The sequence below is a fragment of the Olleya aquimaris genome, from assembly GCF_003259525.1.
GTDB classification, from domain to species: domain Bacteria; phylum Bacteroidota; class Bacteroidia; order Flavobacteriales; family Flavobacteriaceae; genus Olleya; species Olleya aquimaris.
In genome coordinates this window covers 19,103-33,839 of the sequence record NZ_QLLO01000008.1, presented here as the reverse complement: position 1 = coordinate 33,839, position 14,737 = coordinate 19,103, and the positions used below count along the sequence as shown (strand labels likewise).

The following is a 14,737-nucleotide window of genomic DNA, read 5'->3' as shown; positions in this document are numbered from 1 at the left end:
CCTTTTTAATTGATACCAATTACAACATATAAGCAAAGAATATTTGGTTTAGATGTTGTTAGAGCAATCGCTATTTTACTTATACTTTGCTCACATTCCACAATTTTATTATTTCCAGAATCACAATCTACTGTTATAAAAATGGTTCAGTTTTTTGGGACTATTGGAGTAGATATTTTCTTTGTTTTAAGTGGGTTTTTAATTGGGACTATTTTAATAAAACACATATTAAAACAACAAACTAGTGTAAAGCAGTTTACTCAATTTTGGATGCGTCGTTGGTTTAGAACCTTGCCTAATTATTATTTAGTGTTACTAATAAACATAGGACTGTTAATAGCTTTTAATACAGAAACCCCTAAACAACTTTTTAAATACTTTTTCTTTTTACAGAATTTTAGCCAGCAACAACCAGACTTTTTTACAGAATCTTGGAGCTTATCTATTGAAGAGTTTGCATATTTATTGGGACCAATCCTCTTAATGATCTTAGCATTACTATTTAAAAGACTAACAAAATGGAGTTTTTTATTAATGACGCTTTTAGTAATAATAGGCTTTACTTTAAACCGTTTTATTTTTGATTTAAGTGTTACAGAACAAACTCTAGAATTCTCTTGGAGTAAAAATCTTAGAAAAGTTGTTGTTTATAGAATTGATAGTATTTACTATGGGTTTTTAGGCGCTTTTTCAAGTGTTTACTATACTAAATTTTGGAGACGTTATAAATGGTTAAGCTTTATGTTAGGCGCAATTATTTTTGTTATTACTCATCTATATATTTACATAAATCATCTAGAACCTAACATATATAGTGCTTTTTTTAATATTTGGTATTTGGCATTGGTTTCTATATCAATTCTCTTAACATTTCCTGTATTGTCAAATTGGAGATCAAATCATGTATTAACTAATCCTATCACAAAAATTAGTTTGTGGTCTTATTCAATTTACTTGGTTAACTATTCTATAGTGTTATTAACTATTCAAAAATTCATCAATATTTCAATATTAAATTCACTAGAAAAAGTGCTAGTTTTACTTTTGTTTTGGAGTGTCACTTTTTGTCTTTCATTTGTATTGTTCACCTATTTTGAATACCCAATTATAAAATTCCGTGATTCTACAAGATTTAAACGTTGGTTTAGATTTTAGTTTTCTTGTTAATTTACGATTTTATGACGCTTAAAATTGTTAATTTAATAATCTTTATCTGTTTTTGATTTAACTTGTTGAATATAATTTAACAAATATTCAAATTTGTTATATATTTTAAAAATTCTTCAATTTTTTGTAATTTTGCAATTCCTGAACTTCAGGATAAAAACAAATAAACAACCCTTTTAAATATAGACTATATGGCATTTGATATTGACATGATAAAAAAGGTATATAACCAAATGACAGAGCGTGTTGATGCAGCACGTAAAGTTGTTGGAAAACCTTTAACGCTTTCTGAAAAGATTTTATACTCTCATCTTTGGGACGGAACACCTACTAAAGCCTTTACTAGAGGTAAAGATTATGTAGATTTTGCGCCAGATAGAATTGCATGTCAAGATGCTACAGCACAAATGGCTTTATTGCAGTTTATGCAAGCAGGAAAAGATAAAGTGGCTGTACCTACTACTGTTCACTGTGATCACTTAATCCAAGCTAAAGATGGTGCTGCTACAGATTTAAAACACGCTAATAGTGTAAGTAGTGAGGTGTTTGATTTTTTAGAGTCAGTATCTAACAAATACGGAATTGGTTTCTGGAAACCTGGAGCTGGAATTATTCACCAAGTAGTTTTAGAAAACTACGCATTCCCAGGAGGAATGATGATTGGTACAGATTCTCATACAGTAAATGCAGGTGGTCTTGGTATGGTTGCTATTGGTGTAGGTGGAGCAGATGCAGTAGATGTAATGGCTGGAATGGCTTGGGAGTTGAAATTTCCAAAATTAATTGGTGTTAGATTAACCGGTAAGTTATCTGGTTGGACTGCACCAAAAGATGTAATTTTAAAAGTAGCTGAAATTCTTACTGTAAAAGGTGGAACAGGTGCTATTGTAGAATATTTTGGTCCTGGGGCTACAGCAATGTCTTGTACAGGTAAAGGAACTATTTGTAACATGGGTGCAGAAATTGGTGCAACCACATCAACCTTTGGGTATGACGAATCTATGGAGCGTTACCTACGTGCTACAGATAGAGCAGATGTGGCTGATGCTGCAAATAATATTAAAGACTATCTTACTGCAGATGCAGAGGTATATGCTAATCCAGAAAACTATTTTGATCAGGTTATCGATATTAATTTATCAGAATTAGGACCATTATTAAACGGACCTTTTACTCCAGATTTATCAACACTAGTTGGTAAAGAAATGACAGAAAAAGCAACAGAAAACGATTGGCCATTACAAGTAGAATGGGGACTTATTGGATCTTGTACTAACTCGTCTTACGAAGATTTATCTCGTGCCTCATCTATTGCACAACAAGCTTTAGATAAAGGATTAAAAATGAAAGCAGAATTAGGGATCAATCCAGGTTCTGAGCAAGTACGTTACACAGCAGATAGAGATGGTATTTTAGGGATTTTTGAAAAATTAGACGCTAAAATATTTACTAATGCTTGTGGACCATGTATTGGACAATGGGCACGATATAGCGATCCTAAAAATGCACCAAAAAACAGTATAGTACACTCGTTTAACCGAAACTTTGCTAAGCGTGCAGATGGTAACCCTAACACACATGCATTTGTGGCTTCGCCAGAAATTACAGCTGCTATTGCAGTTGCAGGTCGTTTAGATTTTAATCCATTAACAGATACGTTAATCAATGAAGATGGACAAGAAGTAAAATTTGACGAACCAACAGGTTGGGAATTACCACCTAAAGGATTTGCTGTAGAAGATGCAGGTTATTTAGCACCAGATGAAGATGGAAGTGGAGTGGAAGTTAAAGTAGCTTCAGATTCTGAAAGATTACAATTATTAACCCCTTTTACGCCAATAGGAAACGATATTACAGGTGCTAAGCTTTTAATTAAAGCTTTTGGTAAATGTACTACAGACCATATTAGTATGGCTGGTCCTTGGTTACGTTTTAGAGGTCATTTAGATAACATTGCCAATAACACTTTAATTGGTGCAGTTAATGCATTTAACAAAAAAACAAACTTTGTTAAAAACCAATTAACTGGTGAGTATGGTGGTGTGCCAGATGTACAACGCGAATACAAAAAAGCTGGAATCAAAACTGTAGTTGTTGGAGATCATAACTACGGAGAAGGGTCGTCTAGAGAGCATGCTGCTATGCAACCACGTCACTTAGGTGTTGCTGCTGTAATTGTAAAATCTTTTGCACGTATCCACGAAACTAACCTTAAAAAGCAAGGGATGTTAGGATTAACTTTTGCTAACGAAGCAGATTACGATTTAATCCAAGAAGATGATACCTTTAACTTTTTAGATTTAAACGCGTTTGCTCCAGGTAAACCATTAACAATAGAGTTGGTTCATGCAGATGGAAGTAGGGACACGATTAAAGTAAATCATACTTATAACGAAGCTCAAATAGCTTGGTATAACGAAGGAAGTGCGTTAAATTTAATTAAAAAAGAGAATAACGCATAATTCTTCAAAACCGTTAAAAATTAAAAAACTCTCGATATCTTCGAGAGTTTTTTTTTATGTTTACTATATGAAATTACCTAAAGTTAATCTAAAAAACAGTCTTTTTGCGCTTATAATACTGTTGTTAATTATTCCAACTACAAGACAATTTATTCAAATACAATTGCATAAAGGATTGGCTTTATTTTCGCCAAGTATAGAAAGTCATTCAGGAAGGGATGTTATTACTAATTACAATTGGCAGTTAACAGATTTAAATAATAGTAGTTATAATTTCCGTCAAGCGGAAAACAAAGTCGTTTTAGTTAGCTTTTGGGCAACTTGGTGTCCACCTTGTATTGCAGAATTACCTAGTTTGCAAAAGTTATATAATGATTATAAAGATAGTATTGAATTTGTCTTTATTTCTAACGTAGACAAGTCTGTAGTTTCAGCATTTTTAAAGAAAAACAACTATACATTTAATGTCTATCAACCATCTGAAGCTCCGCCAAACACTTTGTTTGATGTAAAAAGTATCCCAAGAAATTTCTTAATAGATAAAAAAGGAAATGTTGTAATTGATAAATCTGGTGCTGCTAATTGGAATAGTGAAACAGTTAGAAAAGCTATTGATGGGCTTTTAAATAATTAAAGTGTCTTAAAAAAAGCCTTGATAAAACTCCAAGAAAATAAAGACCACATCACTTTTAATTCTTCTTTAAACGTCGATTCTTCATCTAAAAACCGAAACATGGTTTGTACGGAGTTTTTACTATAAAACTGCTCAAAAATCCATTCCCCTTTTTGGTTATCGTCTTTTAAAACTTTTAAAAATACTTTATCGTAAAATTTATATTTACTTATAAATAAGTGTTTTGAAGGTATTTGATTAGCTTTTAAATTGGTGATAATTTTTTCTACTTTCTTTTCGGTGTGTTTAAAACTATAACCAGTACTTCCCTTTACCCAACCACCTGCAGTTCCTATTTTAGTAACTTTTTTAGTATTGAAATTTTGAAACGGAAAATTAGTCATAGGTATTTGACCTATTTCAGTTTCAGTAATTTGGTAATTGTCAATTTTTAAATAGTCTTTTATGTATAGTTTTAAGTAGTTATCGTAAACCTGTTGCTCAACAACATGTTCTGTAAAATATGTAAACTCGACTAATGCTTCACGTTTAGAAAACGGTAATACATAAGTAAACGTGGTTTGATGTCCATCTTTTAAACGGTAATCCATCATGGTAATGGTGTCTTCATCAAAACAATCGGTTTCTGTTTTAATTACCCAACCTTTAAAATGCTGATTAATAGTAATGTAATCTGATAATTTCGACTTTATATCTTCAGTAATTCGGCTATCAAAAACATGATTTGCAGTGTAGCTATTGGTTTCGGTGGTTACTAAAACCATTTCATTTTCTGAAACTGACGTAACATGTTCTACTATAAAATGGATATTTTCCTGTAGATTGAGCTGTGCTTTAGCTTCAGTATAAAAATCTATTGCACGAATGGTTTTATAAGAATAAGGCGTAAGGCTTAAATCAACCTTTTTATTATTGGTTATAACCTTTGCTTTATTCCATTTTTGATGTGTTATAGCATCCCATTTACCCTGATTAGTTTCCCAAAAACTCCAAGTTTTATCATTTATATTTTTTGGGGAAGCGTCTATTAATGCAATTTGCTTGTTTTTAAAAAAAGAATCTTTACTTATTGCTAAAGCTAGTTGTAAGCCTGCTAATCCATTACCAACTATAATGAAATCATAATGGGTTTTGGGCATCTTAGATTATTTTTTGAAGTATTTAAAAGGTACAAAAAGCATCCCAAAACATTCTCCATCTTGTTTTCCTAAATGCTTATGATGGATTTTATGTGCACGTCTAACCCCTTTAGCATACCAATTATTGGCATTTCTAAACATCTTAAAGCGTTGGTGTATGAATATATCATGAACAACAAAATAAGCAGCGCCATAAGCCATAATTCCAAGACCTATTGGTAAGCAATACCAGACACCTTCATAATTCCAAAGGTAGAAACAGGTCATACTAACAATGGCGTAAAAAATAAAAAAAGCATCGTTACGTTCAAACCAACTGTTGTGGTCTTTATGGTGGTGATCTTTATGTAATGACCATAAAAATCCATGCATGATATATTTATGAGTAAACCAAGCCATAAATTCCATAGCACAAAAAGTGCCCAAAAAAACTAATATCCAATATAATACTTGCATTGTTTTATAATAAATTAAGTTGATACTTAACGTAGCTTCGTGTTAATAGCTCTGCTTTTTTGTAATTAGGGACTCTAATACGTGTGTTTTTTATATCTAAAGCTGGAGTCTTTTTTAATTTTTTTAATAACTGGTTATAATATCTGTAAGCCATAAAGACTCCAAACTTAGCTTCAATTGGTAATTTTTTTATTCCAACTAAGCCTTTATTAAAATCATTTTCAATGTCATTAACTATAAATAATTTATCCTCTTCTGTTAGGTTGCTTAAATCTGTATTAGGGAAGTATGTTCTATCTAATAAATCGTGATCTGCTTTTAAATCGCGTAAAAAATTTACTTTCTGAAAGGCAGAGCCTAAAGACATTGCAGATTCTTTTAAATCTTCAAACAAAGTTTCATCACCTTTTACAAAGACTTTCAAGCACATTAGACCTACAACATCTGCAGAACCATATATATAATCTTTATATTCTTGTTCGGTTTCGTATTTAGATTTAGATAAATCTAAACGCATACTTTTCATAAATGCATCAACCATATGTTTATCAATATTGCATTTATGGTAGGTATGCTGAAACGCGTTAAGTATAGGATTTAAACTAATTTTATCTCGTAAAGCAAATTCTAAATCGACCTCAAAACGTTTAAATAATTCTTTTTTATTGTAATCATGGAAGGTATCAACAATTTCATCTGCAAACCTCACAAAGCCATAAATATTATAAATATCTTGTCTAATACTGTTTGCTAGCATTTTAGTTGCTAAAGAAAATGAGGTACTGTAGGATTTAGTCACCACTTTACTACAATTGTAGGATACAGAATCAAATAGAGCTTTCATATTAATTTAAATGGTGTTTAACGATTAAATCTGCTACTAGTTTTCCAGAAATTAATGCTGGAGGTACACCAGGACCAGGTACTGTTAATTGTCCAGTGAAGTATAGATTGTTTACTTTTTTACTTTTAAGTTTTGGTCTTAAAAAAGCAGTTTGCATCAACGTATTAGCCATTCCGTATGCATTACCCTTGTAAGAATTGTACTCTTTAATAAAGTCTTTTACACAAAAAGACTCTTTAAAGATAATATTATTTGTAACATTTTGTTGTGTTAATTGTTCAAAACGTTTGATGATTTTGTCAAAATAGAGTGCTCTAATTTTTGCAGTATCTTCAATTCCTGGAGCAATCGGAATTAAAAAGAAACCAGTTTCACAACCTTCAGGAGCCATACTTGCATCAGTTTCTGAAGGAAAATTAGCATAAAACAATGGGTCTTTAGGCCACTTTGGATTATCATAAATATCCTCAGCATGGGTTTCAAAATTGGTATCAAAAAATAAATTATGATGCTGAATATTAGCTAACTTTTTATCGAAACCTACATAAAAAAGTAGGGAAGAAGGCGCAAAAGTCTTTTTACTCCAATATTTTTCTGAGTATTGGCGGTGTTTTTCATCTAACAACGTTTCTGAATGATGATAATCTGCACCACTTAAAACAACATCAAAATTTAAAGTCTTATTGTTTACCGTAATAGAGGAAGCAGTTTTACCTTGAACATTAATTTTAGAAACAGGGCTATTGGTATGTATTGTAACACCTAAGCTTTCTGCTAAATCTTTCATGGCTTTGATGATCTGATACATACCACCTTTTGGGTGCCAAGTGCCTAAACCAAAATCGGCATAATTCATAAAACTATAAAACGATGGTGTATTACTTGGTTTGGCACCTAAAAACAACACTGGGAACTCTAAAGTAGAAATTAATTTAGGGTTTTTAAAATGCTTTCTTACATCTCCACTTATAGTTTTAAAAAATTGGTCTACTCTTGTAATGGTCTCTTTTGTTACTAATTCTAAAGGTGAAATTCCAGGTTTTAAAACAACTTTGTTGATTGCTATATCGTAATGGTCTTGAGCTTTTTTAATAAATGCCTTTAACGGTTTAGAGCTTCCAGACTCTATACGTTCAAATTCAGCGCAAATCTTTTCTAAAGTATCTCCAATGGTAATTACTTCATCTTTAAAAAATATTTTATAAGCTGGTGATAACTTGTCAAGTTGATAATAATCTGAAGTTTTTTTATCAAAATCAGCAAAAAATTTATCGAAAATATCTGGCATCCAATACCAACTTGGACCAATATCAAAGGTGAAACCTTCTTTTTTTAACTGTCTGCATCTACCACCAACAGTGCTATTTTTTTCAAAAATGGTCACTTGGTTGCCTTTTTTTGCTAAATAACAAGAAGCAGAAAGTGCAGAAAAACCAGAACCGATTATGGCAATATTTTTATTCATAAGTAGCTGTGGCTATTGTAAATTTTCAAGCACTTCTTTAGTCGATGTGAATGTTAAAATATTTGGATTAGATATATCCTTAATTAATGAAGCCATTCTACCAGAGACCATTAATTTGTTATTAGTGTTTTTTAAAATTTTATTTTCAAACTCTGTAAGGTAGCTTTCTAAATTATCTTTATCTGGTTTTACTGTAAAGGTAGATATAAAAGTAATGTCTTCATATTGGGATAATAAAAATTGAAGACTATCTAACGGGACACTTTGACCAAGATAAATAGAATGAGACCCTTTGTTAATAATCGCATAGTTAGTAAACAGTAAACCAAGTTCATGGATTTCGTTTTCAGGTAAAAACAATACGTATGCTTTAGTATCTTTAGAGGTCTTAGAACTGTTTAAAGCTTTTTCTGTATTTAATATAATTTTCTGCTTAATTAATTCTACAATAAAATGTTCATGAGCAGGAGTAATTGTATCTGTTTGCCAAAGTAAACCAATCTCGTCAAGTAACGGGACAAAGACATTATAGAAGATGTCTTTAAACGAGAATTCGTTAATCAAATCGTTATAAGTCTTGTAAAATAAAGCCTGATCAAAATTGATCATAGCTAATTTTAAAAGGTTTAGGGTATGGTTGTTTTTGTCGTTTTCCTCTGCAATTTGCTTTACTAGTGCAGGAATTTCTTCAGCGTCTAAACTTGCAATTTTAGATATTTTATAACCATTATTATTAAGATAACTAATGTTTAGTATTTTTTGTAAACTAGCTAAACTATAATATCTAATATTAGTTTCTGTTCTGTTAGGTTGAAACAAATTATAACGCTTTTCCCAAATTCTGATGGTATGCGCTTTTATCCCTGATAAATTTTCAAGGTCTTTGATGCTGAATTTATTTTTTATATTGTTCATTGTTTAGCTAAAATAATTAAACAGAATGGATAATTACAAAAAATGAGAAAACATTTTGAAATAATTAACACTTAAAATTTAGAAGTAATGAAGAATAAAGCGCCTAAATGAATAGAAAACTAATTAATAGTTAAGTAATTAACTTTTAGGTAATGTGCGCACGAGAAGACTCGAACTTCCACGACCAATAGTGGTCACTAGCCCCTCAAGCTAACGCGTCTACCAATTCCGCCACGTGCGCTTTAGAAAAATAAAGATAAAAAAAAAGTTAAGCAGATGCTTAACTTTTTGTGACCGGGCTGGGGCTCGAACCCAGGACCCTCTCCTTAAAAGGGAGATGCTCTACCAACTGAGCTACCCGGTCTTTTCCTTTTGAGGGTGCAAATATAAAACGTTTTATTAATAATACAACCCTATTTTAAATTATTTTTTTGTTTTTTTGTTTTCACTTTATCTATAATTTTAATAATCAATATTTAAGCTTAAAAATGAATTTAGTTTTAGTTGGATATATGGCGTCTGGAAAATCGACTATTGGCAAAAAATTGGCCAAAATAATGGGTTATGAGTTTATAGATTTGGATAATTATATCGAAACTAGAGAACATTTAAGTATTCCTGAAATTTTTAAAACTAAAGGAGAAATCCATTTTAGAAAATTAGAACAAGTTTATCTTAAAGAATTAACAACTACTATTAATAAGTCAATAATATCTTTAGGAGGAGGCACACCTTGTTTTTATGACACTATAACTTGGTTAAACGCTATAGAAAATGTCACAACTATTTATTTAAAAACAAATATTGATGTACTGGTCAATAGGTTGTATAAGGACACCTCTAGACCATTAATTAGTCATATTAAGTCTAAAATAGAATTAAAAGATTTTATTGCAAAGCATTTGTTTGAGCGCTCTTTTTTTTACAATCAGGCAAATATTGTAATAGATTCTGCAGATTCTGAAGAAGAAACAATTAACAATATTATTTTTAAATTAATTTAAGTAAGCCTTCCAGTCTGTTCCATCTAGATCAACTTGAACATGCTCATTTAATGATGTAGATAATGAGATGCCTTTATAATCTGCCTTTACAGGAAATTTTTTATGATTTCTGTTAACTAAAACTGCAGTTTTAAATTGTTTTAATGGGACCTCCAAAAAATGTTTAACACAATAAATTAATGTAGTTCCAGAATTTAAAACATCGTCTATTAAAACAACAGATTTATTCTGATAATCTTCAACTTTTACAGAGGTTTTAATAGCTAATCTAGGATTTTTTTTATCAATAGATACTTTACAAAGTATTGGAGAGATTGGAGATATTTTAGATAGGATTCCTTTTAATTTTTTAGCTAGAATATAACCATTAACATCTATACCTGCTAAAATAACTTCATTCTCGTTAATGTTAGCTTCATATATTTGATAAGCTATTCGTCGTAACTTATTATTAATTGCATTTTTATCTAATATAGTATCTTTGATGGTATCCATAAATTATTGTTCATTTTCAAAGGTTAAATTATCTAAATCTCTTCTATCTTTTTTAGTCGGTCGCCCAACGCCTTTTTTTCTGTAGTAATCTTTTGCTAATTTAAGTAATTCTTGAGCTTCAAAAGCAGATTTTGGTGTTTTATCAACTCTATAAATATCAACTAATTTAGCTCCAACACGGTTTGGAGGAATGTCCAAAACTGTTAGTTTATAATTTACTTGATCTTTTCTAACTTCTATATTATCTGTAGGATAAACCTCTCTGCTAGGTTTAACAACAACATCATTTACCTTAATATGCCCTTTTTTGCATGCAGTAGTTGCAATATTTCTAGTTTTAAAATATCTAACACACCATAAAAATTTATCTATTCGCATACAATTTATCTAAAATTAGCGTTAACGTTATTGTACAAAATTATATTAAAATGTATCTTGCCAACTCAAAAATAGCAATAATGAAATTAAGAAAAATTACTTTAATACTTTTAACAGTTTTTGTTACCGTTTTATCATGTAAAAAAGAAGAAGATGATACAACAACTTTTGTTGAAAGAGATAGAGCAGAAGTCTATGCTGAAGATATAGCAGAGATTGAAACCTATTTACAAACTCATTTTTATAATTACGAAGAGTTTGAGTCTAATCCTGAGTACAGCGATTTATCTTCATCACCTGCTAGCATTACACCTAATGATACGTTTCAAATAGTTTTTGATACTATTGCTGATGCTAACAGTAATAAAATTCCGCTTATAGATCAAGTTGAAGAAAAAATAGTAACTCAAGACGGTATAGATTATAAATTATACATTCTTAAAGTAAGACAAGGTTTAGGACATAATATACATCCGCTTGATGCTGTTGGAGTTTTATATGAAGGAAGCCTTTTAAATGGTGATGTATTTGATAGTGCAGATGTGGTTAATCAACCATTAAATTTAACTAACGTAGGGTTATCATTAGGAGTTATTACAGGTTTTAGAGAAGCATTAATCGAGTTTCAAGCTAGAGAAGGGTATAGTGAAAATGGAGACGGGACTACAACAAGTCATAATCATGGTATTGGAGCAGTATTTATCCCTTCTGGAATTGGATATTTCTCTTCTGCTACTACTAATATACCAAGCTACAGTCCTATAATTTTTAAACTAGGATTATTAACTAGAATTAATACAGACTATGATGGAGATTCTATTTTTTCTCGTTTAGAGGATTTAGATCAAGATGGTGATGGTTTTAACGATGATACAGATGGTGATGGTTTTCCAAACTTTTTTGATAACGATGATGATAATGATGGTGTCTTAACTGCTAATGAAGATTTAGAAGATACAGATTTAAATTTTGATAGTGATGGAGATGGTGATCCAACCAACGATAAAAACGGAGACGGAGATCCAACTAACGATGATAGCGATGGAGACGGAATACCCAATTACTTAGATGCAGATTCTAACGAGTCTAATTAATAACAAAAAAAAGCCACTTTTAAAGTGGCTTTTTTTATGCTTTATAACATTATGGACAAACTTAAGATAAGTTGTTCTGGTCGTGTATCTAGACGGTTTGGATTATTAATGGTCATGTTATTGTTTATAATAGTAGCTTCATTATTATTAAAACCTCTCTCATAACGTAAATCTAATCCAACTTTATTAATACTAAATCCTATACCAAAGTTTAAGCCAACAGTAAAATCATTTTCGATATTATTAACTGTTGCGTTTTCAAAGTCACTATCTAAAACATATTGTAAAGATGGTCCTCCAAAAACACTAATTGGACCCAATATTTTAACTCCAACAAGTAACGGAGCGTCTAATTTTTTAAAATCGAATGTTCCAGCATCATAATCACTAGTTGTTGAAGTGTAAATTAACTCTGGTCTAAAATAAACTTTGTTTCCTAGCTTCCCAAAAATACCAACATGGTAACCAATATTCTCTTCAGGGTTTTGATAACTGTTAGAAATAGATTCAAAATAATCACCATTTCCATTGTAGTTTAATCCACCTTTAATACCAAATCCACTTGTAGTTTGAGCAAAAATAAAGGTCGAAAATAATAACGAACCTAAAGATGTTAAGATTAATTTTTTACTTAGGGTTGTTTTAAGATTGGTGTCTTTTTCAATTCTTTGTAAAATTTTCATAATTGTTGTTTTTTGATGAACTATTAGTATAACGAAAATTATGCCAAAATATTTTTTTAATTAATTGATTGGCAAATTAAATATAAATAAAAAGAGGCTTTAATCAATTAGATTAAAGCCTCTTTTGAGTATAATATTAAATACTTATTTACGACTTATTACTTTTTCACAAGCTTTAACAATCGCTTCTGCGTTTAATCCATATTTTTCCATTAGTTGCTCTGGTGTTCCAGACTCACCAAAAGTATCATTGGTAGCAACAAACTCTTGAGGTGTTGGCTGATGTTGAGACAGGACTCTTGCAACACTTTCTCCTAAACCACCTAAATGGTTATGCTCTTCGGCTGTTACAATGCATTTAGTTTTCTTTACAGATTCTATAATAGCATTAGCGTCTAAGGGTTTAATGGTATGTATGTTGATTACCTCTGCAGAAATACCTTTATCATGTAATGCTTTTGCAGCTTCTAAAGCTTCCCATACTAAATGTCCTGTTGCTACAATTGTAACATCATTACCAGATTGTAAATGAACTGCTTTTCCAATTTCAAAAGTTTGATCTTCTGGCGTAAAGTTGGCAACTTTTGGACGTCCAAAACGTAAATATACAGGACCATGGTGATCTGCAATTGCAATAGTTGCAGCTTTTGTTTGATTGTAGTCACATGGATTAATTACTACCATTCCTGGTAACATTTTCATTAAACCAATATCTTCAAGGATTTGGTGTGTGGCACCATCTTCACCTAAAGTTAAACCAGCGTGCGATGCACAGATTTTTACATTTTTATCAGAGTAAGCAACACTTTGTCTTATTTGGTCATACACTCGACCTGTAGAGAAGTTTGCAAAAGTTCCGGTAAATGGTATTTTACCACCAATTGTTAATCCTGCAGCCATACCTATCATGTTAGCTTCTGCAATTCCAACCTGAAAAAATCGCTCTGGATGATTCTTTTTAAAGTCATCCATTTTTAAGGATCCTATTAAATCGGCGCAAAGTGCAACAACATTTTCATTGGTTTGTCCTAATTCTGTAAGTCCAGCTCCAAAACCTGAACGTGTATCTTTACTTCCTGTATTTGTATATGTTTTCATTTTGTCTAAGTTCTGGTTAATTAGTAATCGCCTAAAGTTTCAGGATTTTGTTCTAATCCAATTGCTAGCTGCTCGTCATTTGGAGCTTTACCATGCCAAGCGTGTGTATGCATCATAAAGTCTACACCATGACCCATAACTGTTTTTAGTAGCACACAAACTGGTTTTCCTTGACCTGTTAAGCTTTTAGCTTTTTCCATTCCTTTTAGGATGTCTTCTATAGAATTACCGTTTTCTATATCTACAACAGTCCAACCAAAAGCTTCAAATTTTGCTCTAAAACTTCCCATTGGTAAAACATCATCTGTAGACCCATCAATTTGCTGACCGTTTAAATCTATAGTAGCAATAATATTATCTACTTTATTACCTGCAGCATACATAATTGCTTCCCAATTTTGACCTTCTTGCATTTCTCCATCACCATGTAAACTGTAAATTAAATGGTTACAACCGTTTAATTTTTTAGCTTGAGCAGCACCTAACGCTACACTAAGTCCTTGTCCTAAAGATCCTGATGCAATTCTAACTCCTGGTAAATTCTCGTGAGTTGTTGGGTGACCTTGTAGTCTAGAGTTTATCAATCTAAATGTGTTTAGCTCTTCAACAGGAAAATACCCTGATCGTGCTAAAACACTATAATAAACAGGAGAGATATGTCCGTTGGATAGGAAGAAAATATCTTCTCCAATACCATCCATATCAAATCCTTCTTTTCTGTCCATAATGTTTTTATAAAGTGCTACAAAAAATTCTGCGCAACCTAAAGAACCACCTGGATGACCAGAATTTACTTTATGAACCATACGCAAAATGTCTCTGCGTACTTGTGTTGTTAAATCTTCTAATTGTTGAATGCTTGCCATGTTTTATGGGTTAATTATTTTGTTCCAAAATTAGTTT

15 protein-coding genes and 2 tRNA genes are annotated in these 14,737 nt (G+C 31.3%); 5 read left to right on the top strand and 12 right to left on the bottom strand.

Translation table 11 applies throughout. The features are described 5' to 3' along the window. Positions 1 to 9 precede the first annotated feature (9 nt). The 3 genes from LY08_RS10995 to LY08_RS10985 all read left to right on the top strand — a co-directional run bounded on the left by LY08_RS10995 (position 10) and on the right by LY08_RS10985 (position 4,263). Positions 10 to 1,155, top strand: a complete 1,146-nt coding sequence (locus LY08_RS10995) for an acyltransferase family protein (protein WP_111660494.1) — start codon at positions 10 to 12, stop codon at positions 1,153 to 1,155. A 203-nt stretch (positions 1,156 to 1,358) separates the two neighbouring features. Continuing rightward, on the top strand, positions 1,359 to 3,629 hold the full coding sequence (locus LY08_RS10990; protein WP_111660493.1) for an aconitate hydratase: 2,271 nt from the start codon (positions 1,359 to 1,361) through the stop codon (positions 3,627 to 3,629). 67 nt (positions 3,630 to 3,696) lie between these two features. Next, complete coding sequence (locus LY08_RS10985; RefSeq protein ID WP_111660492.1) at positions 3,697 to 4,263, top strand: TlpA family protein disulfide reductase; 567 nt, start codon at positions 3,697 to 3,699, stop codon at positions 4,261 to 4,263. Here LY08_RS10985 and LY08_RS10980 read toward each other — a convergent pair. The 7 genes from LY08_RS10980 to LY08_RS10950 all read right to left on the bottom strand — a co-directional run bounded on the left by LY08_RS10980 (position 4,260) and on the right by LY08_RS10950 (position 9,446). Further along, positions 4,260 to 5,402 (bottom strand): lycopene cyclase family protein, encoded by a 1,143-nt coding sequence (locus LY08_RS10980; protein WP_111660491.1) that lies wholly within the window; start codon positions 5,400 to 5,402, stop codon positions 4,260 to 4,262. The two genes, LY08_RS10985 and LY08_RS10980, sit on opposite strands and share 4 nt — an antisense overlap. Before the next feature lie 6 nt (positions 5,403 to 5,408). Then, a complete protein-coding gene (locus tag LY08_RS10975) occupies positions 5,409 to 5,858 on the bottom strand; it encodes a sterol desaturase family protein (RefSeq protein WP_111660490.1) in 450 nt (149 codons plus the stop codon). A 4-nt stretch (positions 5,859 to 5,862) separates the two neighbouring features. After that, positions 5,863 to 6,702 (bottom strand): phytoene/squalene synthase family protein, encoded by an 840-nt coding sequence (locus tag LY08_RS10970; protein WP_111660489.1) that lies wholly within the window; start codon positions 6,700 to 6,702, stop codon positions 5,863 to 5,865. A gap of 1 nt (position 6,703) precedes the next feature. Continuing rightward, entirely contained in the window at positions 6,704 to 8,167 is a 1,464-nt protein-coding gene (locus tag LY08_RS10965) for a phytoene desaturase family protein (protein WP_111660488.1), read from the bottom strand. A 12-nt stretch (positions 8,168 to 8,179) separates the two neighbouring features. Further along, a complete protein-coding gene (locus LY08_RS10960) occupies positions 8,180 to 9,082 on the bottom strand; it encodes a MerR family transcriptional regulator (protein ID WP_111660487.1) in 903 nt (300 codons plus the stop codon). Between the two features lie 155 nt (positions 9,083 to 9,237). After that, positions 9,238 to 9,323: transfer RNA gene (locus LY08_RS10955), tRNA-Leu, on the bottom strand. Between the two features lie 50 nt (positions 9,324 to 9,373). Beyond that, positions 9,374 to 9,446, bottom strand: a tRNA-Lys gene (locus LY08_RS10950). Positions 9,447 to 9,570: 124 nt separating this feature from the next. Here LY08_RS10950 and LY08_RS10945 point away from each other — a divergent pair. Further along, complete coding sequence (locus LY08_RS10945) at positions 9,571 to 10,086, top strand: shikimate kinase (protein ID WP_111660486.1); 516 nt, start codon at positions 9,571 to 9,573, stop codon at positions 10,084 to 10,086. On the opposite strand, the gene LY08_RS10940 is transcribed toward LY08_RS10945, so the two are convergent. Together LY08_RS10940 and LY08_RS10935 are read right to left on the bottom strand one after the other, a co-directional pair. Further along, positions 10,078 to 10,581, bottom strand: coding sequence for a phosphoribosyltransferase family protein (locus tag LY08_RS10940; protein WP_111660485.1), 504 nt, complete (start codon positions 10,579 to 10,581; stop codon positions 10,078 to 10,080). The two genes, LY08_RS10945 and LY08_RS10940, sit on opposite strands and share 9 nt — an antisense overlap. Positions 10,582 to 10,584: 3 nt before the next feature. Further along, complete coding sequence (locus LY08_RS10935; RefSeq protein WP_111660484.1) at positions 10,585 to 10,959, bottom strand: RNA-binding S4 domain-containing protein; 375 nt, start codon at positions 10,957 to 10,959, stop codon at positions 10,585 to 10,587. 80 nt (positions 10,960 to 11,039) lie between these two features. Between LY08_RS10935 and LY08_RS10930 the strand changes: the two genes are divergently transcribed. Then, positions 11,040 to 12,053, top strand: a complete 1,014-nt coding sequence (locus LY08_RS10930; protein ID WP_111660595.1) for an FKBP-type peptidyl-prolyl cis-trans isomerase — start codon at positions 11,040 to 11,042, stop codon at positions 12,051 to 12,053. 41 nt (positions 12,054 to 12,094) lie between these two features. Here the strand turns inward: LY08_RS10930 and LY08_RS10925 are convergent, their stop codons facing one another. The 3 genes from LY08_RS10925 to LY08_RS10915 all read right to left on the bottom strand — a co-directional run bounded on the left by LY08_RS10925 (position 12,095) and on the right by LY08_RS10915 (position 14,700). Continuing rightward, on the bottom strand, positions 12,095 to 12,736 hold the full coding sequence (locus tag LY08_RS10925) for an outer membrane beta-barrel protein (protein WP_111660483.1): 642 nt from the start codon (positions 12,734 to 12,736) through the stop codon (positions 12,095 to 12,097). 144 nt (positions 12,737 to 12,880) lie between these two features. Next, positions 12,881 to 13,834, bottom strand: coding sequence for a transketolase family protein (locus LY08_RS10920; RefSeq protein ID WP_111660482.1), 954 nt, complete (start codon positions 13,832 to 13,834; stop codon positions 12,881 to 12,883). A gap of 20 nt (positions 13,835 to 13,854) precedes the next feature. Continuing rightward, on the bottom strand, positions 13,855 to 14,700 hold the full coding sequence (locus LY08_RS10915) for a transketolase (RefSeq protein WP_111660481.1): 846 nt from the start codon (positions 14,698 to 14,700) through the stop codon (positions 13,855 to 13,857). Positions 14,701 to 14,737: the final 37 nt, after the last annotated feature.